16 protein-coding genes are annotated in these 23,987 nt (G+C 70.0%); 9 read left to right on the top strand and 7 right to left on the bottom strand.

Going from position 1 to position 23,987, the window contains the following annotated elements; genetic code table 11:
* Positions 1-9: 9 nt before the first annotated feature.
* Complete coding sequence (gene ngcE / locus IE217_RS13645; RefSeq protein WP_190178093.1) at positions 10-1,473, bottom strand: N-acetylglucosamine/diacetylchitobiose ABC transporter substrate-binding protein; 1,464 nt, start codon at positions 1,471-1,473, stop codon at positions 10-12.
* Positions 1,474-1,938: 465 nt separating this feature from the next.
* Between ngcE and IE217_RS13640 the strand changes: the two genes are divergently transcribed.
* Positions 1,939-5,742, top strand: a complete 3,804-nt coding sequence (locus tag IE217_RS13640) for a GH92 family glycosyl hydrolase (RefSeq protein ID WP_229865275.1) — start codon at positions 1,939-1,941, stop codon at positions 5,740-5,742.
* Between the two features lie 95 nt (positions 5,743-5,837).
* Here the strand turns inward: IE217_RS13640 and IE217_RS13635 are convergent, their stop codons facing one another.
* Positions 5,838-9,125 (bottom strand): GH92 family glycosyl hydrolase, encoded by a 3,288-nt coding sequence (locus IE217_RS13635; protein WP_190178092.1) that lies wholly within the window; start codon positions 9,123-9,125, stop codon positions 5,838-5,840.
* An 878-nt stretch (positions 9,126-10,003) separates the two neighbouring features.
* On the opposite strand from IE217_RS13635, the gene IE217_RS13630 reads away from it, so the two are divergent.
* Together IE217_RS13630 and IE217_RS13625 are read left to right on the top strand one after the other, a co-directional pair.
* Positions 10,004-10,864 carry a helix-turn-helix domain-containing protein gene (locus tag IE217_RS13630; protein WP_190178091.1) on the top strand — a complete coding sequence of 287 codons (861 nt, stop codon included), beginning with the start codon at positions 10,004-10,006 and terminating at the stop codon, positions 10,862-10,864.
* Positions 10,865-10,908: 44 nt separating this feature from the next.
* Positions 10,909-11,361, top strand: coding sequence for a hypothetical protein (locus tag IE217_RS13625; protein WP_190178090.1), 453 nt, complete (start codon positions 10,909-10,911; stop codon positions 11,359-11,361).
* A 264-nt stretch (positions 11,362-11,625) separates the two neighbouring features.
* On the opposite strand, the gene IE217_RS13620 is transcribed toward IE217_RS13625, so the two are convergent.
* Entirely contained in the window at positions 11,626-11,823 is a 198-nt protein-coding gene (locus tag IE217_RS13620) for a DUF397 domain-containing protein (protein WP_268249145.1), read from the bottom strand.
* A 283-nt stretch (positions 11,824-12,106) separates the two neighbouring features.
* Complete coding sequence (acnA, locus tag IE217_RS13615; protein WP_308432725.1) at positions 12,107-14,830, bottom strand: aconitate hydratase AcnA; 2,724 nt, start codon at positions 14,828-14,830, stop codon at positions 12,107-12,109.
* 507 nt (positions 14,831-15,337) lie between these two features.
* On the opposite strand from acnA, the gene IE217_RS13610 reads away from it, so the two are divergent.
* Positions 15,338-16,867 carry a helix-turn-helix domain-containing protein gene (locus tag IE217_RS13610; RefSeq protein WP_190178087.1) on the top strand — a complete coding sequence of 510 codons (1,530 nt, stop codon included), beginning with the start codon at positions 15,338-15,340 and terminating at the stop codon, positions 16,865-16,867.
* Between the two features lie 280 nt (positions 16,868-17,147).
* Complete coding sequence (locus IE217_RS13605; protein WP_190178086.1) at positions 17,148-17,885, top strand: SIR2 family NAD-dependent protein deacylase; 738 nt, start codon at positions 17,148-17,150, stop codon at positions 17,883-17,885.
* A gap of 397 nt (positions 17,886-18,282) precedes the next feature.
* Here IE217_RS13605 and IE217_RS13600 read toward each other — a convergent pair whose 3' ends face one another.
* Entirely contained in the window at positions 18,283-18,723 is a 441-nt protein-coding gene (locus IE217_RS13600) for an ATP-binding protein (RefSeq protein ID WP_190178085.1), read from the bottom strand.
* A gap of 208 nt (positions 18,724-18,931) precedes the next feature.
* Here IE217_RS13600 and IE217_RS13595 point away from each other — a divergent pair, with 208 nt between their 5' ends.
* Both IE217_RS13595 and IE217_RS13590 read left to right on the top strand, forming a co-directional pair.
* Entirely contained in the window at positions 18,932-19,825 is an 894-nt protein-coding gene (locus IE217_RS13595; RefSeq protein WP_190178084.1) for a helix-turn-helix domain-containing protein, read from the top strand.
* Positions 19,822-20,013, top strand: a complete 192-nt coding sequence (locus IE217_RS13590; protein WP_190178083.1) for a DUF397 domain-containing protein — start codon at positions 19,822-19,824, stop codon at positions 20,011-20,013. Before IE217_RS13595 ends, IE217_RS13590 begins: the two co-directional genes overlap by 4 nt.
* 46 nt (positions 20,014-20,059) lie before the next feature.
* Here IE217_RS13590 and IE217_RS13585 read toward each other — a convergent pair whose 3' ends face one another.
* On the bottom strand, positions 20,060-21,076 hold the full coding sequence (locus tag IE217_RS13585; protein WP_229865273.1) for an AraC-like ligand-binding domain-containing protein: 1,017 nt from the start codon (positions 21,074-21,076) through the stop codon (positions 20,060-20,062).
* A 193-nt stretch (positions 21,077-21,269) separates the two neighbouring features.
* On the opposite strand from IE217_RS13585, the gene IE217_RS13580 reads away from it, so the two are divergent.
* Positions 21,270-21,737 (top strand): hypothetical protein, encoded by a 468-nt coding sequence (locus tag IE217_RS13580; protein WP_229865272.1) that lies wholly within the window; start codon positions 21,270-21,272, stop codon positions 21,735-21,737.
* Between the two features lie 57 nt (positions 21,738-21,794).
* On the opposite strand, the gene IE217_RS13575 is transcribed toward IE217_RS13580, so the two are convergent.
* Positions 21,795-22,232: a DUF6299 family protein gene (locus IE217_RS13575; RefSeq protein ID WP_190178081.1), complete on the bottom strand. Its 438-nt coding sequence runs from the start codon at positions 22,230-22,232 to the stop codon at positions 21,795-21,797.
* A gap of 619 nt (positions 22,233-22,851) precedes the next feature.
* On the opposite strand from IE217_RS13575, the gene IE217_RS13570 reads away from it, so the two are divergent.
* Positions 22,852-23,985: a polysaccharide biosynthesis protein gene (locus tag IE217_RS13570; RefSeq protein WP_190178080.1), complete on the top strand. Its 1,134-nt coding sequence runs from the start codon at positions 22,852-22,854 to the stop codon at positions 23,983-23,985.
* Positions 23,986-23,987 lie beyond the last annotated feature (2 nt).

The raw sequence follows: 23,987 nt of genomic DNA, 5'->3' as shown, positions 1-23,987 counted from the left end.
ACGGCGAAACTAGTCGTGGTGGTTCTTCTTGCTCGCCGGGTCCTTCGCCTGCTTGTCCACGGCCGCCTGACACCTCTTCAGCCACTCCTTCGGCTGAATCCGCTTGGCCATGAGTTCATTGGACGCGTTCTGCAGGGCGGTGTCCATCTCGCTGTACCAGTCGGGGTAGAGGTAGCGGAAGGTGTTGGAGCCCGCCGCCTTGGACGCCTCGACCGTGGACTGGGTGCCGGGGCGCAGCTTGACGCTCGGGTCGACGCCGTCCTTGAGGATGGTCAGCGAGTTGGCCTCCTTGGCGAACAGCGTCGACCACTCCTTGGAGAGCATGTGCCGCATGAACTCCTTGGCGCCGGGCAGGTTCTTGGCCTTCGCCGGGATGATGAACGGTTCGCCGGAGCCGGCCCGGATCGCCTCGAAGGGCATCTTGGAGCCGGCCAGCAGCGGCATCGGCAGGAACTTCATGTCGAAATCGGCCGGGGTCTGCTTGAGCTGCTCGTTCTCCAGCCAGGAACCGCAGGTGATGAAGGCGGCCTTGTACTGGTTCCAGCGGGTCTGGGACTCGGTGTGGGTCAGGCCGTTGGTGCCGGGCATCAGCAGGCCCTTCTCCACCACCTCGTAGATCGCCTCGACGCCCGCCTGGGCCGCGTCGGAGCCGACGAACGCCTTGGGGTCGAGGTTGTCGATCGCCTTGACCGCGTCGATGCCGCCCTTCTTGGCGATCAGGTCCATGATGGCGACGTTGATGTAGTACGGGTACTTGCCCTGGTGGGCGAGGCCGCCGATGCCCTGCTTCTTGGCGTCCTGGCAGATGGCGAGGAAGTCGTCCCAGGTCTTCGGCGGGGTCCAGCCCTTCTCCTTGAAGAGCTTGCCGGAGTACCAAAGGCCCCACACCGTGTAGATGTAGTTGAGGGCGACGACCTTGCCCTCCTGGACGCCCGGGTCGAGGGTGCCGGGGATGAGGAGGTCGCGGACCTTCTTGCTCGGGTCGTCCACCGCGGGGGCGTCGAGGACTTCGCCGAGGTCCAGCAGCGCGCCGTTCTTGTAGAGGACGTCGATCTTGATCTGCTGGGCGCCGGAGTCGTCGACGATGTCCGGCGGATTGCCCGCGTTGAAGCGGGGCTGGAGTTTGCCGGTGATCTCCTGCGTGCCGGTGTGGGTGGAGGTGATGCCCAGCTTCTTGCCGAAGTCGGCCTCCCACGCCTTGGCGTAGTCGTCGCCGTAACCGCCCTTGAAGACGACGACGTCGAGCTTGCTGCCCTTCTGCGCGCCGAAGGGGTTGCTCTTGGAGGTCTTGCCCTGGGTGTTGTTGTCACCCGAGCTGTCGCCGCCGCCACCGCTGGCGCAGGCCGACAGGAAACTCATCGCGGGTACGGAGATCAGTCCGAGCGCCGCGGACCGCTTGATCAGATCGCGGCGTCCGACGCCCGACGTGCCGGTGGTGCCGGAACCGCGGTTCTCGGCGGAAGTGGATCCCATGCTCAAGTCCTCGCCTTCTCCAGGACTCAGGCGGTGAACCGGATCCTCCCCGGCACCGCGGTCAGGTCGAGCTTGGTCGTGCAGGAAGTACTTCGTGCGTCATCTACCGGGATCAGTCGCAAAACAAGGAGGCTGGCGCGTTTCGCACGTCAAACCACCCTTTCCGGCTCCCCCCGGGCCCGCCGCCGACCGGTCGAACGGCCCAGCGGGTGCCGACAGGTATAGTCCACTTCCCGCCAGCGGAGCAAGATCGAATGCAAGGTTCACTGTCGGTCTTTTCCGAGTTGAGACCTCGCGGAAATATGAGCCGCCTGTGGGTTCCTTGACGGAAATATCCGTGGCTTTGCGCCCGAATGCCACGCTCAACACCCTTGACATCACTGGCCACTTGACTCCCTACTGGTCCTTGCGCCGTAGTTGACAACGTTGTCCGGCGCAGCGGATAACCAGGGAGGGTGCCCTCGTATGCAGCGCAGAGTACGGCACAGATGGGGTCCGGCGGTCGTCCTCACGGCCGCCTTTGTCATGGCTGTCGGCTCGCAGGGCGCGGCGGTCGCCCTGCCCGGCAAGGCCCCCGCGGCCGACCGGGAGTTCACGTCCTCGTTCGAGTCCGGCGATCCGGCGCCAAACTGGCTGAACACCGTCGACACCGCGCCGGACGGCACCAAGCGCGCCTCTGGCGTGGACGGCGGCTACAGCACCGGCATCCCCGGCAACGTGGACGACCACGTCATAGACCTGCGGGCCAGCGGCGAGAACACGGGCGCCGGCGAGGTCAAGGAGAACCTCGTCGACGGCGAGTCGGGCACCAAGTGGCTGACCTTCGAGCCCACCGGCTGGGTCGAGTTCGACTTCGACAAGCCCGTGAAGATCACCCGATACGCGCTCACCTCGGCCAACGACTACGACGAGCGGGACCCGAAGGACTGGACCCTGAAGGGATCCACCGACGGCAAGGACTGGAAGGACGTCGACTCCCGCGCGGGCGAGAACTTCTCCGAGCGGTTCCAGACCAAGACCTACGACCTGTCCGCGCCCGCCGAGTACCAGCACTTCCGGCTCGAGGTCACCAAGAACAACGGCGCCTCGAACATACTCCAGCTCGCCGACGTCCAGTTCTCCACCGGCGACGGCGGCGGCACGGTGCCGCAGGACATGCTCTCCCTCGTCGACCGTGGCCCGAGCGGCTCGCCGACCGCCAAGGCGGGCGCCGGGTTCACCGGCAGGCGCGCGCTGCGCTACGCCGGCCGGCACACCGCGAAGGGGCGGGCGTACTCGTACAACAAGATCTTCGACGTCGACGTCAGGGTCACCCGCGACACCCAGCTGTCGTACCGCCTCTACCCGTCCATGGCGGACGGCGACCGGGACTACGACGCCACCAACGTCGCCGTGGACCTCGTGTTCACCGACGGCACCTACCTCAGCCGGCTGGGCGCCACCGACCAGCACGGCTTCGGGCTGAGCCCGCAGGCGCAGGGCGCGGCCAAGACGCTGTACGTCAACCAGTGGAACAACGTGGTGTCCCGGATCGGGTCGGTCGCGGCCGGCAAGACCGTGGACCGCGTGATCCTCGGCTACGACTCCCCCTCGGGACCGGCGAAGTTCCGCGGCTGGCTCGACGACGTGTCGATCAAGCAGGTGGCGCCCGAGCGGCCCAGGGCGCACCTGTCCGACTACGCGCTGACCACCCGCGGCACCAACTCCAGCGGCAGCTTCTCGCGCGGCAACAACTTCCCCGCGACCGCCATGCCGCACGGCTTCAACTTCTGGACCCCGGTGACCAACGCGTCCTCGCTGAGCTGGCTGTACGAGTACGCGCGGGCCAACAACGCCGACAACCTGCCCACCATCCAGGCGTTCAGCGCGAGCCACGAGCCGAGCCCGTGGATGGGCGACCGGCAGACCTTCCAGCTCATGCCGTCGGCCGCGTCCGGCACCCCGGACACCGGCCGCACCGCCCGCGCGCTGGCCTTCCGGCACGAGAACGAGACCGCCCGCCCCTACTACTACGGGGTGAGGTTCGAGAACGGACTCAAGGCCGAGATGACACCGACCGACCACGCGGCCGCGCTGCGCTTCACCTACCCGGGCGACGACGCGAGCGTGCTCTTCGACAACGTCACCGAGCAGGCGGGCCTGACCCTGGACAAGGAGCACGGGACCGTCACCGGCTACTCGGACGTGAAGTCCGGTCTGTCGACCGGCGCGACCCGGCTGTTCGTCTACGGCGTCTTCGACAAGCCGGTCAAGGACGGCTCCGCGAGCGGCGTCAAGGGCTACCTGCGCTTCGACGCCGGCCAGGACCGCACCGTCACCCTGCGCCTGGCCACGTCCCTCATCAGCGTCGACCAGGCCAAGGACAACCTGGCGCAGGAGATCCCGGACGGCACCTCCTTCGACACCGTCAAGGCCCGCGCCCAGCGCACCTGGGACAAGCTCCTCGGCAAGGTCGAGGTCCAGGGCGCCACCCCGGACCAGCTGACCACGCTCTACTCCAGCCTCTACCGGCTGTACCTGTACCCGAACTCGGGCTTCGAGAAGGTGGGCGGCCGGTACCAGTACGCCTCGCCGTTCTCGCCGATGCCGAGCCAGGACACCCCGACGCACACCGGCGCCAAGATCGTCGACGGCAAGGTGTACGTGAACAACGGCTTCTGGGACACCTACCGCACCACCTGGCCGGCGTACTCGCTGCTGACCCCGTCCCAGGCCGGCGAGATGGTCGACGGGTTCGTGCAGCAGTACAAGGACGGCGGCTGGACCTCGCGCTGGTCCTCCCCCGGCTACGCCGACCTGATGACCGGCACGTCCTCGGACGTGGCGTTCGCCGACGCGTACGTCAAGGGCGTGCACATGGACGCCAAGGCGGCGTACGAGGCGGCCCTGAAGAACGCGACGGTGGTGCCGCCGTCCTCCGGCGTCGGCCGCAAGGGCATGAGCACCTCCCCCTTCCTCGGCTACACCAGCACCGCCACCGGCGAGGGCCTGTCGTGGGCGATGGAGGGCTACGTCAACGACTACGGCATCGCGCGGATGGGCCAGGCGCTCTACAAGAAGACCGGCGAGAAGCACTACAAGGAGGAGGCGCAGTACTTCCTCAACCGCGCCCAGGACTACGTCAAGCTGTTCGACCCCAAGGCGGGCTTCTTCCAGGGCCGCGACGCCCAGGGCAACTGGCGCGTGGACTCGTCCAAGTACGACCCGCGCGTGTGGGGCTACGACTACACGGAGACCGACGGCTGGGGCTACGCCTTCACCGCCCCGCAGGACAGCCGCGGCCTGGCCAACCTGTACGGCGGCCGCAAGGGCCTCGGTGACAAGCTCGACCAGTTCTTCGCCACCCCCGAGACGGCCTCCCCGGAGTTCGTCGGCTCCTACGGCGGTGTCATCCACGAGATGACCGAGGCACGGGACGTGCGGATGGGCCAGTACGGCCACTCCAACCAGGTCGCGCACCACGTCATCTACATGTACGACGCGGCCGGCCGGCCGTGGGAGGCGCAGGCGAAGGTCCGCGAGGTGCTGTCGCGGCTGTACGTCGGCAGCGAGATCGGCCAGGGCTACCACGGCGACGAGGACAACGGCGAGCAGTCGGCCTGGTACGTCTTCTCCGCGCTCGGCTTCTACCCGCTGGTGATGGGCAGCGGCGAGTACACCATCGGCTCCCCGCTGTTCACCAAGGCGACCGTGCACCTGGAGAACGGCCGCGACCTGGTCGTCGAGGCGCCCCGCAACAGCGCGAAGAACGTCTACGTGCAGGGCGTGCGGTTCAACGGCCGCGCCTGGAACTCGACCAGCCTGCCGCACTCGATGCTGTCCAAGGGCGGGGTGCTCCGGTTCGACATGGGCCCGCGGCCGTCGTCGTGGGGCACCGCGAAGGACGCGGCGCCGGTGTCGGTCACGACCGGCGACAAGGTGCCGGCGCCGAGGGCCGACCTGCTCAAGGGCGACGGTCCGCTGTTCGACGACACCTCCTCGACGGACGCCACGGTGACCACGGTGGACCTGCCGGTCTCCGGCGCCGCCAAGGCCGTCCAGTACACCCTGACCTCGTCGGGCGACCACACCAGGGCGCCGGCCGGCTGGACGCTCCAGGCCTCCGCCGACGGCACGACCTGGAAGACGGTGGACAAGCGGTCCGGTGAGTCCTTCGCCTGGGACAGGCAGACCCGGCCGTTCACCATCGCCTCGCCGGGGACGTACCAGAAGTACCGGCTGGTCCTGGACGGCGCGGCCACGCTCGCGGAGGTGGAGCTGCTGGGCTGAGGCAGCCGGCGCGCCGAGCGCGCCGGGCGCATGAGGAAGGGGCGGGCCCCGCGGCCCGCCCCTTCCGGCTGTCCGGTACGGCCGTACCGGTGGGGCTACTTCGTGGCGAGGGCGAAGACGTGCAGGTCGCTGTCGCCGGGCAGCTTCACCGACGTGATCCGCTTGCCCGCCGGGGCCTGGAAGGGCTTGGTGGCGAAGACGTAGGTCGCCACCGGGTCCTTGTCGGCGCCCGCGACATTGCGGTACGCGGTCCTGGCGACCACCTCGTTGCCGTACTGGACGCTGCCGCCGCCCCCGCCGACGGTCCAGTCGGTGAAGGAGAGGTCGACGCTGTCGGCGGTGCCGTCGGTGTAGGTGACGGTGGCCTTGGCCTGCTGGTCGCCGTTGACCGCGCTGCCCACGAAGGACAACTCGGCCGCCGGGGCCGTCAGTTGGATGCTCTGACCGGACGCGGAGGCGTTGTCGGGGCGGCCGGCCGGCGAGTTCGGCCAGGTGAAGGAGAGGCCGTCGACCGTGCCCTGCCCTCCGGGGGTGAGCCCGGCCGCCGCGAGGGCCTGGCGGGAGTAGCTCCAGCCGCCGCCGTCGTAGTCGGCCTCGTCGTGGTCGCCGTTGTCGTCGGAGATCCCGGTGTTGTCGTAGGCGGCGAGCAGGGTGCCGGGGGCGGCGACCGTGAGGGCCACCGGCTGCTCGTAGGACTGGCCGCCGGAGGTGACGGTGACCTTCGCGTCGTAGAAGCCCTGCGCGGCGTCCTTGGCGGCGGTGAGGGTGATCTGCTGGGAGCCGCCGGTGACCGTGCCCTCGGCCGGGGTCGCCGTGACACCGGCGGGGGTCCGCACCGTGAAGCGCACTTCGGGGCCGGTGCCGCCGCTCAGGGACAGGGCGCGGATGCCGATCCTCGTGCTCTCGCCCGGTGCGAGGGTCGCGGTGGTGGGGCCCACGCCGATCTGGTACGGCTGTTCGCCCTGCCGGAAGGAGGGCGGCGCGGCGGACGGGGCGGCGCCCCAGGTGCGGTCCGGGGTGCCGGAGAGGGTGTAGTCGAGGCGGCCGCCGTCACGGACGAAGGACGCGGGCAGCCACGGGCGGTCGCTGGTACGGCCGTTCACCTTCAGCGACCGCACGTACGGCGCGTCCGCCGCCGCTCCCCTGGCCCGGACCGAGATGTCGCCGCCGCCCGGGCGGTGGATCTCGGCGCGCTCGAACAGCGGTGAGGCGAGGACGAGTTCGGCGCGCGAGGGCACCTGCGGGTACATGCCGAGGGCGGAGAAGACGTACCAGGCGGACATGGCGCCGAGGTCGTCGTTGCCGGGGATGCCGCCCGGCTGTGTGGACCACAGCTGCCGCATGGCGGCGCGGACGGTCTCCTGGGTCTTGTAGGGCGCGCCCGCGTAGTCGTAGAGGTAAGGGACGTTGATCGAGGGCTCGTTGTCGAGTTCGGACTTGGCCCCGCCGCTGCCGGTGAACGCCCAGGTGCCGTCGGCGTCGTGGAAGAAGGAGTCCAGGCGGGCGAGGGCCTTGTCCCGGCCGCCCATCGCGGCGAACAGGCCGGCCGGGTTGTGCTGGACCATCCAGGTGTACTGGGCCGCGGAGCCCTCGACGAAGCCGTTGCCGGTGTCGGGGGTGAAGCCGGTGACCCAGCTGCCGTCGGCCTTGCGGTTGGCGATGTAGCCGCCGGTGGGGTCGGCGGCGATGTTGAAGTTGTTCTGCCACCACTGGGCGCGGTCGGCGAAGGCGGCGGCGGTGTCCTTCTTCCCCGCCGCCGCGGCGAGCTGGGAGAGGGAGAAGTCGGCGGTGGACATCTCCAGGGTCTCGGCCGCGCCTCCCCAGGCGTTGGAGACGGACGGCATGTAGTGCAGCTTCAGGTACTTGTCCAGGGAGGGGCGCTGGCCCACCGACAGCACCGGCTTGCCCGCTGCCGACAGGTCCTGCTCGGTGGGGACGGTGGCCGCCTTCACCAGGGAGGCGAGGGCGCCCTTGAGGTCGAAGGAGGTGCCGCCGAAGGCGCGGATACCGGCGAGCGCGGTGGGCGAGGGGTCGCCGTTCATCACGTGGGTGCCACTCGCGCCGTGCAGCCAGCGGTCCCAGACGCCGCCGTTCTCGCGGGCCAGTTCGTACAGCGACTGGGCGATGTCGGAGCCGGTGCGGGGGCTGAGCAGGGTCAGCAGCTGCACCTGGTCGCGGTAGACGTCCCAGCCGGAGAAGGTCCCGTACTGCGCCTGGTGGCCGCGGGCGACGGTGTGGGTCCTGCCGTCGGGGCCGCGGTAGCGGCGGTCGGTGTCGCTGATGACGTTGGGGTGCAGCAGGGCGTGGTAGAGCGCGGTGTAGAAGGTGGTGCGCTCCTCGTCGGTGCCGCCGCCGACCCGGATCGCGGCCAGCCGGTCGCGCCAGGCGCGGCCTGCCGCGTCCGCGACCGCGTCGAAGGAGCGCTTCGGGGGGTTCTCCGCGGCCAGGTTGGCCTCGGCGCCGGCCTTGCTGACGTAGGAGATGCCGATCTTGACACCGACCGGTCCGGTGCCGGGGGCGAACTCGACGTAGCCGCCCGCGCCCTTGCCGGGCACCGGCCGGCCGCCGTTCGCGAAACCGCCGGTGCCGCCGGTCGCCGAGGTGGACCCCGGGCTCAGCTTGCCGTCCTGCCAGGTGCCCGTCGCCTTGAAGGCGCGGTCGAAGCGGGCGGTGAAGTACAGCGTGTAGTAGGAGCGCCGGCCCTCGGGGTCCAGGTAGCCGCAGAAGTTCCCCGAGGTGACCGAGCCGGAGACGGTCCGCCCGGCCGGGTCGATGGTGACCGACGAATCGGCCGAGCCCACCTCGGAGTTGGCGGTGCGGATGAGCAGGGAGGCCGGTTTGTCCGCCGGGTAGGTGAAGCGCGCCGAGCCGGTGCGGGCGGTCGCGGTGAGGTCGGCGGTGACCCCGGAGGCGAGGCCCACCTTGTAGTGGCCGGGTCCGGCCTGCTCGTCGGCGTGTTTGAAGTCGGCGGCGTAGACGGCGTCCTTGGTGTCGGCGGCGGGCGAGGTGGTGACCTCCCCCGCGTACGGGAAGAGGGGTATGTCGCCGCTGCCGCCGGCGCAGCCGGTGCCGGACATGTGGGTGAGGCTGAAGCCGCGGATGCGCGTGGCGTCGTACTGGTAGCCGCCGGGGGCGGCGGTTCTGGTGGCGTCGCCCCGGGTGTTCTCCGGGCTGAAGGAGAACATGCCGAAGGGCGTGACGGCGCCGGGGAAGACGTTGCCGCCGTTCCTGGTGCCGATCAGCGGATCGACGTAGGCGGTCGGGTCCTTGACCAGCGCGGCGGACCCGGGGTCGGGTGGTGCGGCGGTCGCCGCGAGGGCGGGGGTGGCGCCGCCGGCCGTGAGCACCGCGGCCAGCAGCAGGGACATGGGACGGAAACGCATGACGCGGCCCCTCCTCCTCAGGACGGGTCGCGCACCAGGGGTCGCACAAGCCGCAGGGACAGTAACGTGCGCCGGTGGCGGCGGGGAAGACCGCGTACGCGGGCATCCGGTCCGCGTAGGGGCCGCGCCCCTCACACGGGTGGTTCCCGGCCAAGTTCCTTGACATCGTTGTCGGTTGGGGCGGTACAGTCGTGCGCAGCCCATTACGACAACGTTGTCGCACCAGGTGGGCGCAACAAGCCGGCACCAAGCCAGCATCACCCGGGCAGGCACCTTCCCCCCTTCGCCTGCCCGCTCGCGGACCCGGTGGCCAACGGCTCGGCCACCGGGTCCGCCCGGAGTGCCCGTCGCCCTGGCTCACGGGAGCAGGGCCCGCGTGCGGCCGGCGCGAGGCGGGAGCGCCCTCGTCGGCAGGTTCCGGTCCACCTATGGGAGCGCTCCCACATCCCCTGCGGGGAGGGTAGCGCGGGAGCAGTGGGCCTGTAAACGGGTGGGCGGCGGGCGTGGGCGGCGCTTGGCGCACAGTTGGTGCGCCGTTGGTGCGCCGTTTCGCGCGCGGGGCGCAAGTGCGCGCGCCCCCAGGGCATTTCACGCGCCGATCGCGCCGCGCACACCCACTCCTGGGGCGGTGACAGCCGCGCCGGGAGCAGGAGGAGCCGCTCGCGCGTTGAGCCGTACGGGACGAACCGGGACGGGGGCGCAGTGCGCCGGGTCCACGCCCCCCGCGCGCTACCAGCGCGGGATTTCGTCGCCGTGCCGTGCAATTGCATTCAGCTCTAGGCTGATGGCCCGATGCATAATGACAGCGGCTGAATGCTAGGAACTTTCCGTGCATGGCTGACCGAGTGCGGGGTACGCGCACGGTCGAAGGAGCGGCGATGACACCCCCAGTGGATCCAAGCCTGAACCGGCGCAAACTGCGCCTTGCCCTACGACACGCCCGGGAGCGGGCAGGACTGAGCCAGCGAGAGGCCGCCGAGCGGGTCGAGTGGTCCCAGTCCAAACTCATCCGCGTGGAGACGGGCACGGTCAGCGTGTCCGTGAGCGATCTGCGCGCCCTGCTGTCCTTGTACGACATCACGGACCCCGGCCAGGTGCACGAGCTCGAGGAGGCGGCACGCGGGAGCAAGGGACCGAGCTGGTGGTCCAAGTACCACGACGTGGTCACTCCGCAGTTCGCCCAGTACCTGGGCTACGAGAGCGCCGCGACCTCGCTGAGCACCTACCACCCGATCGTCGTCCCCGGCCACCTCCAGACCCCCGGCTACGCGCACGCCCTGCTCGCCCCGCGCGGCCTGAGCGCCGAACGGGCGGACCGGGTGGTGGACTTGAGGATGGAGCGGCAGAGCCGGATGTTCGACGGGTCCGGGCGGCCCGCGGCCACGTTCGTGCTGGACGAGGCCGCGGTGCGCCGGCAGATCGGTGGCCCGGAGGTGCTCGGCGAGCAGTTGCGGCAGCTGCTCGAGTTCGGTGCGCGGGACGGCGTGTCGATCCGCGTGCTGCCCTTTGGGGCGGGGGCGCACTACAGCACGCTGGGCAGCTTCGTGCTCCTGGGCTTTCCGGACGACGACGACCTGCTCTACCTGGAGCACGCCGCGGGCAGCATGACGGGCGGCGAGGACCTCGAACTGCTGGCCCGTTACCAGGAGTGCTTCCAGACGATCACGGAACTTGCGCTCGGCGAGGCCGAGTCGCTCGACCTCATCGGTCACATCAGGCAGGACCTCGGGACCCGCTAGGCACTAGAGGGCTCACGGCTTTCACGGAGCGGGGGAGGACCGACGTGGTCTTCAGGTCGACATGGCAGGACCTGCGGCAGTGGGTCCGGTCCTGCGTGCTCGGGGGCGAGGAGCCGCCGGCCTCCGGGCTGACCGACGAGGAACTCAAGGCGCAGGCCATCCAGGACGAGGGGCAGACGCGGAACCTCATCGCGATAGAGAAGGCGCGTGGCGCCGTGAAGATGAAGACGATGGCTGTGGCCGGGGTGTTCGTCCTGGCGGTCGTGCTGCTGATACTCGCGGCGATGCTCGCGGCCATCCACATGGTCAAGGGACTGAAGTTGCCCTGGTCCCCGATACGCAGCGTCGTCCTGTCGGTCCTGGGTGCGTCCGGCGCCACCGGAGCAGTGTGGGGCGGCAAACGCCTCTGGAACCGCCGCAAAGGCGGGACCGCTACCGAGGCGAACCCGTCCGAGAACCGTGCGGAAGGGGAACCGGATCAGGTGGGGACGGCGTAGCGGTACGGCCGGCCCGCCACACCCCGGCGGCGACGGCGACCGCCACGGCCACGACGACCCAGACGATCCTCTTGGCGAGCGCCCCCTCCACGGCCAGGGAGGCGAGGGCGGCGGCGAGTGTCGCCACGGCGCCGGCGCCCAGGGCGAAGGTGACCGCGCCCGCGACCGCGGGCCCCCGGGACGTCCTCCTGCCGGACTGCCGCGCCGCGGATGCACCGGCGTTCATAAGGCCCCCTACCTCCTGGCGATGGCTTGACAACGACGTCATGAGCCGGCCAACTCCCCTCGCGTCACCGCGTGCAGGAACTCCCTCCAGGCGGGGGCGGTGAAGCGCACGGGCGTGCGACGAGGCGTCTTGGAGTCACGCGCCATGACGCCGCCGTGTCCCACGGCGACCTCGAGGCACTCGCTCTCGTTGCCGCACATGCTGCTCCTGCGCCACAAGGGTCCCCCCTCCCGCACCACCTCAGCCCCCCTGCTTCCCCCGATGTGCCCGATGGCGCCCAATCAGCCTAGTGGACGGTTGTGCACCACCGCAGGCAAGTACCCCGATCGCCGGGGTCCGGAAACACCGATGGCACCCGAAGGACTACTTTCGGCTACCCACCTCCAGGTTAGGGGCCGCCGCCGTCGGCTGCCATACGGGAACCGGTCGACATGCCGTACGCCCATGACGGCGGGGGCCGCACCCCCGTTGCGGGGATGCGGCCCAACTGCCGTGCTTGCTGCGTTACTTGGTGGCCCGTTACTTGCGGATCAGGCTGCGCAGCACGTACTGCATGATGCCGCCGTTGCGGTAGTAGTCCGCCTCACCGGGGGTGTCGATGCGGACGACCGCGTCGAACTCGATGCCGGTGTCGGTGGCCACCTTCACCGTGCGCGGGGTGGTGCCCTCGTTGAGCTCGGTGACGCCGGTGATGGAGAAGGTCTCCTCGCCGGTCAGGCCGAGGGTGGAGGCGGTGTGGCCCTCCGGGAACTGCAGCGGCAGGACGCCCATGCCGATCAGGTTGGAACGGTGGATGCGCTCGTAGGACTCGGCGATGACGGCCTTGACGCCGAGCAGGGCCGTGCCCTTGGCCGCCCAGTCGCGGGACGAGCCGGAGCCGTACTCCTTGCCGGCCAGGACGACCAGCGGGACGCCCTGCTCGATGTAGTTGCGCGAGGCGTCGTAGATGAAGGAGACCGGGCCGCCGTCCTGGGTGAAGTCGCGGGTGTAGCCGCCCTCGGTGCCCGGCGCGATCTGGTTGCGCAGGCGGATGTTGGCGAACGTGCCGCGGATCATGACCTCGTGGTTGCCGCGGCGCGAGCCGTAGCTGTTGAAGTCGCGGCGCTGGACGCCGTGCTCGGTGAGGTACTGGCCCGCCGGGGTGTCGGCCTTGATGGCGCCGGCCGGGGAGATGTGGTCGGTGGTGACCGAGTCGCCCAGCTTGGCGAGCACCCGGGCGCCGGTGATGTCCTCGACCGGCTCCGGCTCCTGGCCCATGCCCTCGAAGTACGGGGGCTTGCGGACGTAGGTGGACTCCGGGTCCCACTCGAAGGTGTTGCCGGTCGGGATCGGCAGCGACTGCCACTGGGCGTCGCCGGCGAAGACGTCGGCGTAGGACTTGGAGAACATGTCCTCGCCGATGGCGTTGGCGACGACGTCGTTGACCTCGGCCTCGGTCGGCCAGATGTCTGCGAGGTGGACCGCGTTGCCGTCCTGGTCCACGCCGAGGGCGTCCTTGGTGATGTCCACCTTCATGGAGCCGGCGATGGCGTAGGCGACGACCAGCGGCGGGGACGCCAGGTAGTTCATCTTGACGTCGGGGTTGATCCGGCCCTCGAAGTTGCGGTTGCCGGACAGCACCGAGGTGACGGCGAGGTCGTGCTCGTTGACGGCCTGGGAGACCTCCTCCGGCAGCGGGCCGGAGTTGCCGATGCAGGTGGTGCAGCCGTAGCCGACGAGGTTGAAGCCCAGCTTGTCCAGGTACGGGGTCAGGCCGGCCTTGTCGTAGTAGTCCATGACCACCTTGGAGCCCGGCGCCAGCGTGGTCTTGACCCACGGCTTGCGGGTCAGGCCCTTCTCCACCGCCTTCTTGGCCACCAGCGCGGCGGCGACCATGACGTAGGGGTTGGAGGTGTTGGTGCACGAGGTGATGGCCGCGACGGTGACCGCGCCGTGGTCCAGCTCGTAGGTGGTGCCGTCGGGGGCGGTGACGGAGACCGGGTGGGAGGGGGCGCCGTTGGAGATGGCCGGGGCGTCGGAGGCGGGGAAGGACTCCTTGCTGGCCTCGTCGACGTCGCCGCCGTCCCTGACGTAGGCGCGCACGTCCTGCGCGAACTGCGTCTTGGCGTCGGCGAGGACGATGCGGTCCTGCGGGCGCTTGGGGCCGGCGATGGACGGCACGACGGTGGACAGGTCCAGCTCGAGCTTCTCGGAGTAGTCCGGCTCGGCGTCCGGGTCCAGCCAGAGGCCCTGCTCCTTGGCGTACGCCTCGACGAGCGCGAGCTGCTGCTCGGGGCGGCCGGTCAGGCGCATGTAGTTGATGGTCTCGTCGTCGATCGGGAAGATCGCGGCGGTGGAGCCGAACTCCGGCGACATGTTGCCGATGGTGGCGCGGTTGGCGAGGCTGGTGGCGGCCACGCCCTCGCCGTAGAACTCGACGAACTTGCCGACCACGCCGTGCTTGCGCAGCATCTCGGTGATGGTCAGCACCAGGTCGGTGGCGGTGGTGCCGGTGGGCAGCTCGCCGGTGAGCTTGAAGCCGACGACGCGCGGGATCAGCATGGAGACCGGCTGGCCGAGCATGGCGGCCTCGGCCTCGATGCCGCCCACACCCCAGCCGAGGACGCCGAGGCCGTTGACCATGGTGGTGTGCGAGTCGGTGCCGACCAGGGTGTCGGGGTACGCCTTGCCCTCGCGGACCATCACGACGCGGGCCAGGTGCTCGATGTTGACCTGGTGGACGATGCCGGTGCCCGGCGGGACGACCTTGAACTCGTCGAAGGCGGTCTGGCCCCAGCGCAGGAACTGGTAGCGCTCCTTGTTGCGGCCGTACTCCAGCTCGACGTTCTGCTTGAAGGAGTCCGGGGTGCCGAACTTGTCGGCGATCACGGAGTGGTCGATGACCAGCTCGGCGGGGGCGAGCGGGTTGATCTTCGCCGGGTCGCCGCCGAGTTCCTTGACGGCCTCGCGCATGGTGGCCAGGTCGACGACGCAGGGTACGCCGGTGAAGTCCTGCATGATCACGCGGGCCGGCGTGAACTGGATCTCCTGCGACGGCTGGGCCTGGGAGTCCCAGCCGCCGAGGGCACGGATGTGGTCGGCGGTGATGTTCGCGCCGTCCTCGGTGCGGAGCAGGTTCTCCAGCAGCACCTTCAGGCTGTAGGGAAGGCGCGCGGAGCCCTCGACCTTGTCCAGCCGGAAGATCTCGTACGACTCGTCGCCCACCTGCAGCGTGCTGCGGGCGTCGAAGCTGTTCGCCGACACGACAGTCTCCTTCATTGATGTGCGCGTACCACCGCAATCCTGCCGCCACGACGGCTCGGCCGATCCGCTGAGGTAAGGCTAAGTTAGGTAGCCCTTACCGAGCGGGGCTGCGGGGCGCCTCGGCAGATATCTCGATGTCGAGATAACTCTAGTACATGGGGGCCGGATGGTCATGTGCGGCCCCGGCCGCACGGCAGCGAGTACCCCCGGCCCGGGGGACGACATCGGGGCGACGGAGGAGATTCGGCTTCCGGGGCGGGCGGATGGCTGGTGGGTGGGCGGTCGCCGGACGACGGGCCGCGGGCGGCGGACGGTGGGCGGTGGGTGGGCCGGGGGCGGGCGGTCGCCCGGGGGACGGGCGGGCAATGCACATGCAGGCCCCCGGCACCACGCTCCAGATGGTGCAAAACCGGCACAACGGGGCATTACATAGGCAGCGCTGACGACCCTTCACCCGAACGGACCCCCCAAGAGGCACCATCTCATATCTGAGATAGCCTCAACCCCATGGCAGACGACTACCTCGTACGCATCGGCAAGCTCATCCGTGACGCCCGGCAGCACCGCGGCTGGACGCAGGCCCAGCTCGCCGAGGCGCTCGGCACCAGCCAGAGCGCCGTCAATCGCATCGAGCGCGGCAACCAGAACATCAGCCTTGAGATGATCGCCCGAATCAGTGAGGCCCTGGACAGCGAGATCGTGTCGCTGGGCTACGCCGGCCCGATGCATCTGCGGGTGGTCGGCGGCCGCCGGCTGTCCGGCGCCATCGACGTCAAGACCAGCAAGAACGCGTGCGTGGCGCTGCTGTGCGCGTCGCTGCTCAACAAGGGGCGCACGGTACTGCGCCGGGTCGCCCGGATCGAGGAGGTGTACCGCCTTCTGGAGGTGCTGAGCTCGATCGGCGTGCGCACCCGGTGGATCAACGACGGGGTGGACCTGGAGATCGTGCCGCCGGCCGGCCTGGACCTGGAGGCGATCGACGCCGAGGCCGCCGTACGAACCCGCTCCATCATCATGTTCCTCGGCCCGCTGCTGCACCGCATGGACCGCTTCAAGCTGCCGTACGCCGGCGGCTGCGACCTGGGCACGCGCACCATCGAGCCGCACATGATCGCGCTGCGCCGGTTCGGCCTGGACGTGGCGGCGACCGAGGGGCAGTACCACGCCGTGGTGGACCGCTCGGTGCGGCCGGACCGCCCGATCGTGCTGACCGAGCGCGGCGACACCGTGACCGAGAACGCGCTGCTGGCCGCCGCCCGGCACGACGGCGTGACCGTCATCCGCAACGCCTCCTCCAACTACATGGTCCAGGACCTGTGCTTCTTCCTGGAGGCGCTGGGGGTACGGGTCGAGGGCATCGGCACGACCACGCTGACCGTGCACGGCGTGCCGGTCATCGACGCCGACGTGGACTACTCGCCCTCCGAGGACCCGGTGGAGGCGATGAGCCTGGTGGCGGCGGCGGTCGTCACCGAGTCGGAGCTGACGGTGCGGCGGGTGCCGATCGAGTTCCTGGAGATCGAGTTGGCCGTGCTGGAGGAGATGGGGCTGGACCACGACCGCAGCCCCGAGTACTTCGCGGACAACGGCCGCACCCGGCTGGTGGACCTCACCGTGCGGCCCTCCAAGCTGGAGGCGCCGATCGACAAGATCCACCCGATGCCGTTCCCCGGCCTGAACATCGACAACGTCCCGTTCTTCGCCGCGATCGCCGCCTCCGCACAAGGCAAGACCCTGATCCACGACTGGGTCTACGACAACCGCGCGATCTACCTCACCGACCTCAACCGCCTGGGCGGCCGCCTGCAGTTGCTCGACCCGCACCGCGTCCTGGTCGAGGGCCCGACCCGCTGGCGCGCCGCCGAGATGATGTGCCCGCCGGCCCTGCGCCCGGCGGTGGTCGTCCTCCTGGCCATGATGGCCGCCGAGGGCACCTCGGTCCTGCGCAACGTGTACGTCATCAACCGCGGTTACGAGGACCTCGCCGAGCGCCTCAACTCCATCGGGGCACAGATCGAGACGTTCCGGGACATCTGAGAGTTTCGAGAAGAGGCGCCGCCACGCCCCTGCCGACCTGCGCAAAAGCGAAGTGACGCAGATGGCGGCGCCCTTCGAACTCCGACGGCCGTGGCATCGCGCGCCCGACGGCACCATGGCCGATGGGGCCGGGCTCTTTGATTCCCGACAGGTACTGCCGGCAGTGCGGCTCCCCCGGCAGAAGTCGTGATTCGTCCGCGAGGGGCTCGTCACGGCGTCGCCGGGCGGGCGTCCCGGATATCCGTTCGCCCCGAGCGGGCAGGCGTCCTACTCTCGACACATGAGCAGGCCACTCGTCGCAATTCTCAGTGGCGCGGGCATCTCCACTGATTCCGGAATCCCCGATTATCGCGGTCCGAACGGGCTGTGGCGGAAGGATCCCGAGGCCGAGAAGCTCGTGACGTACGGCTACTACATGAGCGACCCGGACATCCGGCGGCGGTCCTGGCAGATGCGCCGCAAGAACCGCACCCTGCAGGCCGAGCCGAACGCCGCGCACCGGGCCGTGGCCGAGCTGGAGCGCTCGGGGGTCCCGGTCCGAGTGATCACGCAGAACGTCGACGGCCTGCACCAGCTCGCCGGGATGCCCGCCCGCAAGGTCCTCGAACTGCACGGCAGCGTGCGCGGCGTGGTGTGCACGCGGTGCGGGGCGCGCGGCCCGATGGAGGACGCCCTCGCCCGGGTCGAGGCCGGCGAGGAGGACCCGCCGTGCCGGGACTGCGGCGGCATCCTGAAGTCGGCCACCGTGATGTTCGGCGAACGCCTCGACCCGCAGGTGCTCGGCGAGGCGGTCGAGATCGCCAAGGCCTGCCAGGTGTTCGTCGCCGTCGGCACCAGCCTCCAGGTCCAGCCCGCCGCCGGCCTCGCCGGCGTCGCCGCCGACCACGGCGCACACCTGGTCATCGTCAACGCCGAACCGACCCCGTACGACGACCTCGCCGACAAAGTGATCCGCGAACCCATCGGCACGGCCCTGCCCGCGCTGCTGCACCGCCTGAACACCGGAAGCGACCACTGACAACCGCCGATTCAGGCGGTTCCGCCCGCGCGACCCTGCGACGCGGGCCTTGGGACGGCGACGCGTACGCAGGCATCGTGCTGTCGTGCGTCCTCACCATCGGAGCGGCCGGTGCGGCGACGGCGTTGTGGGTACTGCCGCCGGTACGTCGGGTCATGGGGTGGTGGTGGGTAGGACCGGCCCTGATGCTCGGAGTGGTCGCGATGGTGCGGTGGGTCATGGGCGGCTGAGTCGACGTGGGCGGCAGGGCGCGCGCGTTCCTGACGTCGGACGTGTCGAGGAAGACCTGCGGGACGAGTGGTGCAAGCCTTACCCGAACGTCAAGCCCCGGGTCAGCGTCCAGCCTGTCTGGCTGGACGCCCCTCCGCAGGTGCACTGCTGAATGCCTGAGCCCAGGCTACGCGTGACGAGCCAGAGCGCACTCGGCCCAGACCGTCTTGCCGGGGCCGAGGCGGTCGCGTACGCCCCAGTCGGCGGCGAGCGCGTCGACGAGGAGCAGGCCGCGACCGCCGCTCTCGTCCGTACCGGGGGTCCGCTGTGCCGGCTGGGCGGGGTGGGTGTCGGTCACCTCGATCCGGACGACGCCCCGGCTCTCGTCGTGGAACAGGGACAGGGCGAAGTCCCGTCCGGGGACGTGGCCGTGGAGGACGGCGTTCGCGGCGAGTTCGGCGACGACGAGGACGACGGTGTCGTGCGCCTCGGTGCCGTGCGGGTGGCCCCACCCGGTGAGCTGGTGCGCGGCGAGCAGCCGGGCGAGGCGAGCGCCTCGGCGGGTGGCGGAGAAGCGCTGGGTGAACGTACGGGCCGGGGCAGGGCTCTGGGTACGGGGGACTGGCATGGCGGCCACTCTGCGGAAAGTGACGGCCCGTCGGCAGGTCCGGGGCCGATACAGACCGGGTTGTACTGGTCGACTCGCTGGACCGGGTCGTTCGCCGTACGTGACGATACGTGTGCCGAGCGTGGCGCAGCGCGTGCGGCAGACGGTACGGCGAGCGTCCGGGCCCCGGCACGGGTGCGGACCGGCGGCACAGGGGAAGGCGGCTGCGATGACGACGGGCAAGGGCGGCGGGGTGGACGGGAGCGCCGGGCAGGGCGGAGGCGGTGCCGGGAACGGGGGCGGCAACTGCGAGCCGGAGCTCCCCGAGAGTCTGAAGACCTTCGGCGCGGTCCTCAAGGCCCTGCGCGAGGAGGCCCGTCTGACACAGGAGCAGTTCGCGCCGCTGGTGCGGTACTCGGTCGCGTACATCGCCAAGATCGAGCAGGGGAAGCGGTTCCCGCCACGGGACCTGCTGGAGCGGTCGGATGAGGTACTGGGAGCGGTCGCTGGGCGGGTGTTGAGGGCGGCGGCGAAGAGCCTTACTCGGAAGGCGGGGTTGGCATCGTGGTTCTTGCAGTGGGCCACGATCGAAGAGGAGGCCCTTTCCCTGTACGCCTACGAAAGCCGCGTCGTACCAGGTTTGTTGCAGCCCGAGCCCTACATTCGGGCTCTCTTCGACCGGTACCTCCCTCCTCTCACCGAGGAACAGGCCGAACGGCAGGTGGTGGCACGTCTGGCCAGGCAGCAACTTCTCGTTGATCGTCCCCACACGACGTTCAGCTTCGTCATCGAACAGGCGCTGCTGGAGCGTCGCATGGCGGGGGGCGCCGTGACGAAGTCTCTTCTCGACCACCTCATCACAGCCGGCCGGCACCGCAATGTAGAGCTTCAGATCATGCCCTTGCTCCAAGAGGAACACTCTGGCTTCGAGGGCGAGATGTACCTCGCCGAGAGGGCTGATCACAGCTGGGTCGGTTACGTTGAGGGCCACGGCACCAGCATGCTCATCAGCGACCCGAAATCGGTAAGTCACATGCTTCAGCGCTATGGCAAGATGCGCTCGCAGGCTCTGAGTCATCAAGCCACCGCGAGCCTGCTGGAGCAGATGCGAGGAGCGCTATGAGCACCAGCGAGCTGGCCTGGTTCAAGAGCAGCTACAGCGGTGGTGGCGGTGACAACTGCATCGAGGTTGCACTGCCCCCCGGCGTCGTTCTCGTCCGGGACTCGAAAGACACCGAAAGGCAGTCCCTGGCCGTCTCTCGCGACGCCTGGTCGGCGTTCACGACGCTGGCGTCCGACTCGCACGTCTGAACTTCCGGTGGGGCAGCTCGCGTCGCCGCCCCACCAACCTCTCCGACTACTCGGCGTCCAAGGCGTCCCCCGGGTCGTCGTCGTCCGGATGTTCGTGGGCCAGTTCGCGGTAGCGGCCCGGGGACAGTCCGGTGATGGCGCGGAAGGTCCGGTTGAAGTGGGAGGGGGTCGGGTAGCCCCAGCGGGCGCCCACCGCGTGTACGGGGAGGCGGCGCAGGGCCGGGTCGGCGAGGTCGCGGCGGCAGCGGGCCATGCGGCGGTCGCGCAGGTGGGCCGCGACCGACGTGCCGTGCTGCTGGAAGATGCGGTGCAGGTAGCGCAGCGAGATGCCGTGGGCGTCCGCGATCGCGGACGGGGTGAGGTCCGCCTCGTGCAGGTGCTGGTCGACGAAGGCGGTGATCCGCAGGAACAGCACCTCGCGCGGTGAGCGGGACGGCGCCGCGGCCCGTTCGTCGCCCAGGTGGTGGGCGAGCAGGGCGGCCGCCAGGTCGATCGCGGTGGCGCCGAGGCGGGCGGCGTCGTACGGGCCGCACCGGGACCGTTCGGCCGCCAGGGCCTCGAGGAATCCGCGCATCACGCGTCCGACGCCCTCGCTCCCGGACAGGGGAACCGCCGACAGCCGGGCCAGCCGTGACTCCGCGAGCGGCATCAGGCGGCGCGGGAACTGCAGCAGCAGCGACTGGGCGGCCGGGCCGCCGTCCTCCTGCTCCGCCCATGCGGTGAACGAGCGCGAGCTGTCGTAGAAGACCAAGTCCCCCGGGCGCAGTACCGCGTTGTTGCCCGCCTGTTCCACGCCCTGGCGGCCGCCGAGGATGAGCGCCACCTGGTAGTGCTCCGGGTCGGAGCGCCGGATCAGCCGGGGTGTCCGCAGGGACAGCAGCGGGCCGTAGGACATGGCGCTGAGGCGGGTGGCGCCCAGCGCCGTCGTGTGGATGCGCGCTTCGAAGCGGGCCGCGTCGCGCAGCGTGAGTTCGGTCGGGACGAGCGCCCGCGCGGTGCTCTCCCGCCACGCCTCGGCGCGGTCGCCCACGGGTAAAGCGCTGGTGTCGAAGACCAGATCCACGTCAAATCCCCCGATTGCACTGAATCCATACTGAATCGATCCGGATGCATTCTGCCCCCGCACCCCCGCGGGGCAACAGTGCGCTCAGCGCCAACAACTGTGCGCCGGCGGCCAACGACAGCGCGCGCCCGCGCCGGGAGCATCGTGCGACGTGAAGCACGCGAAACCCGAAAACCGAAAGGGAGCACGTGTGATGTCCTCGCCCAAGCTGCGCCGGTCGGCGCTGCTCGCCGGTGGTCTCGCGGTGGTCATGACCCCGCTGCTGGCCTCTTCCCCCGTCGCGGCCGCGCCCGGCAGCGGCGGCCCCACCGGGAAGACGGTCTCCGCCAGCGGCTGGTGCCACTACGCCAAGCCCTGGGGCGGCACGTTCTACTGCAACAGCAACGTCAAGATCAAGCTGCCGAACGGCTACTGGCAGGCCTTCGTCATCGGCACCAACAAGGGCGCCTACACCCAGTGGCAGTCGCGCTCGGGGCTGAGCGGCTGGAAGCACCTGGACAACGGCTACTGCACCAAGCCGGGACACCACTCGATGGACGTCTGGGACGTCAACGGCTGGAAATTCAACGTCACCTGCATCGGCCTCAACGGCAAGCGCTACTACGACCACCGGTACAGCAACGGGAAGTGGAGCGGCTGGACCACCAAGCGCATCCGCTGACCGGTCCCGGAGGGCGCTGAGGGGGGCAGGACCCGACGGGTCCTGCCCCTCCCCCGTTCAGCTCTTGGCCAAGGTGATGTCCTGCTGCACGGTGGCGTGCAGACGGGGCATCAGGGGCAGGCCGTCCTGCGGGGCCAGTTCCATGACGGTGGCCTCCACGTGGGCCGCGCCGGGCTCGAGGGTGCTCGACGGCTTGCCGCTGTTGACCCAGCGGTGCTCCTTGCCGTCGCACAGGGCCCGGCTGCCGCCGATGCCGTAGCGGGTGGAGGAGGCGTTCTGCCCGAGGGTGGAGCCGACGAAGACGGCGCCCGTGGCCCCGGAGCAGCGGTAGGTGCCGGTGAGGGTGACGGTGCCGTCCTCGGCCATGCGGGCCGTGGGGTCGACGGTCACCGTTTCGCCCGCGGCCGTGGCTGCGGCCGCCGGGACGGCCGGGGCCGCGAGGAGCAGGGTGGCGGCGGCCACGCCGAGGGTGCCGAGCACGGGACGTACGGACATGGAAGAGACCTCCCGGAAGACTGGAATGAGGGCTTCCACTCGTACCCGGCGGCCACGCCGACGCCCGTCATCCTCACTCCTTCGGTGGCGAGTCCGCGCCACGCGTCGACGAACGGTCCGGCACGAGTCCCGGCACACCATCGTGGACGAGCCCGCGTGCGGCCGGCCGCCCTGCCCATGGCTCAGCCATCGCCCGCCTGGATGCCCCCCCCCACTCGCGCGGAAGTGCTGATGGTTCGGCATGTGCGCTTCGACTCGCCCAAGCCGCGGTCGGCTCAACACAATTCGAACACAACTGGAACTTCGTATGCCCGAGTTGAGACCCATATGGGCCCGTCACGTGCATCTCCTGCGCACAGTTTCATCACTATCTCTCCATGATCCTCTTGCAGTGTGTGCGTCACTCATGTATTTCTCTTGATCGCGTCAGGTGCTCATCACCGGACGGTGCTGGACAACGGCGTCCGCCGCGGTCACGTACGGGTCGCCCGCCGACTCCCTTCGTCGACCGCGCACCATCTGCCGTCCGTGGGGGCTCCTGCGGACGGCCCTGCGCGCCCGGAGTATCGATTGCCACCAGCCGCCGCCCACGGCGTGCCGGTCCAGAAGGGGAGCGTCCATGACCGCGGCAGCGCCACGGAATTCCGAAGGAACGATTCAGCAGCTCCCGCCGGTGAACGCCGGCGACCTGCTCGGCGGAAGGCCGGACGTCGTGCACAGCCGTGAGGCCAGGCTGCTCGTAGGCGCACGACGGATCCTGGTGACCGGCGCCGGCGGATCGATCGGGAGCGAGCTCGTCCGCCAGCTCTGGCAGCTGTCCCCGGAGAGCATCCACCTGGTCGATCACGACGAGTCCGCCCTGCACGCGGTCCAGCTGGACCTCCACGGCCACGGGCTGCTGGACGACGAGACGATCGTCCTGGGCGACATACGCCAGGCGGACGCCATGCGGGAACTCATGGCCCGGGTCCGGCCCCACATCGTCTTCCACGCCGCCGCCCACAAGCACCTTCCGCTGCTGCAGCGTTACCCCTCGCAGGGTGTCCTCAGCAACGTCATCGGCACGGCCAACGTTGTCAGAGCCGCGGCGGAAGCGGGGGTCGACCGGTTCGTCTTCGTCTCCACGGACAAGGCCGCACGCCCCACCTCCGTCCTGGGCCTGACCAAGCGTCTTGGGGAGGTCATCGTCCAGGCGTACGCAGGCGGATCCATGCGTGTGGGCTCTGTCCGTTTCGGAAACGTCCTCGGCAGCCGTGGATCGTTCCTGCACAGCCTGGCCTGGCAGGTCGGCCACGGCAGGCCCGTCACTTTGACCAGCCCCGACGTCACCCGCTACTTCATGACCATCCCGCAGGCCTCCAGCCTGGTCATCGAGGCCGCGACGATGGCCACCGCGGGCGAGACCTACATCCTCGACATGGGGCAGCCGGTGCGCATCGCCGACCTTGTCGACCGCTATGTCACCGCCGTTCAGGCTCCCGGCGTCGAGGTCACCTACACGGGTCTGCGCGAAGGCGAGAAGCTGCACGAGGAGCTGCTGGACGAGAAGACCGAACGGCGGGAGCTGACCGCCGACCCCCGCATCTGGTGTGTCCGGCCGCGCGCGGCAGTCCGCCCGGATCTGCTACGGCGGGTGGAGGAACTGCGGGGGCTGGTGGGCACGGTGGAGGACGAACTCCTCGTGGCCGCCATGAGCAATCTCCTGCCCGACGCCGAGTCCGAGGACGCGTCCTCGCTGGAGCCCCGAGCGTGAGC

This window comes from Streptomyces naganishii JCM 4654, from assembly GCF_014650575.1.
Lineage (GTDB): Bacteria > Actinomycetota > Actinomycetes > Streptomycetales > Streptomycetaceae > Streptomyces > Streptomyces naganishii.
The sequence above is the reverse complement of the archived record's forward strand: the minus strand, read 5'-3'. Positions and strand labels throughout refer to the sequence as shown.

Bases quoted from the DNA above. Each gene is read 5' to 3' on its own strand.
- IE217_RS13600 (WP_190178085.1), bottom strand. From the start codon at position 18,723: ATGCCAGTCCCCCGTACCCAGAGCCCTGCCCCGGCCCGTACGTTCACC.
- IE217_RS13590 (WP_190178083.1), top strand. From the start codon at position 19,822: ATGAGCACCAGCGAGCTGGCCTGGTTCAAGAGCAGCTACAGCGGTGGT.
- IE217_RS13605 (WP_190178086.1), top strand. From the start codon at position 17,148: ATGAGCAGGCCACTCGTCGCAATTCTCAGTGGCGCGGGCATCTCCACT.
- IE217_RS13595 (WP_190178084.1), top strand. From the start codon at position 18,932: ATGACGACGGGCAAGGGCGGCGGGGTGGACGGGAGCGCCGGGCAGGGC.
- IE217_RS13575 (WP_190178081.1), bottom strand. From the start codon at position 22,232: ATGTCCGTACGTCCCGTGCTCGGCACCCTCGGCGTGGCCGCCGCCACC.
- ngcE (WP_190178093.1), bottom strand. From the start codon at position 1,473: ATGGGATCCACTTCCGCCGAGAACCGCGGTTCCGGCACCACCGGCACG.
- IE217_RS13630 (WP_190178091.1), top strand. From the start codon at position 10,004: ATGACACCCCCAGTGGATCCAAGCCTGAACCGGCGCAAACTGCGCCTT.
- IE217_RS13610 (WP_190178087.1), top strand. From the start codon at position 15,338: ATGGCAGACGACTACCTCGTACGCATCGGCAAGCTCATCCGTGACGCC.
- IE217_RS13580 (WP_229865272.1), top strand. From the start codon at position 21,270: ATGTCCTCGCCCAAGCTGCGCCGGTCGGCGCTGCTCGCCGGTGGTCTC.
- IE217_RS13640 (WP_229865275.1), top strand. From the start codon at position 1,939: ATGCAGCGCAGAGTACGGCACAGATGGGGTCCGGCGGTCGTCCTCACG.
- IE217_RS13570 (WP_190178080.1), top strand. From the start codon at position 22,852: ATGACCGCGGCAGCGCCACGGAATTCCGAAGGAACGATTCAGCAGCTC.
- IE217_RS13635 (WP_190178092.1), bottom strand. From the start codon at position 9,125: ATGCGTTTCCGTCCCATGTCCCTGCTGCTGGCCGCGGTGCTCACGGCC.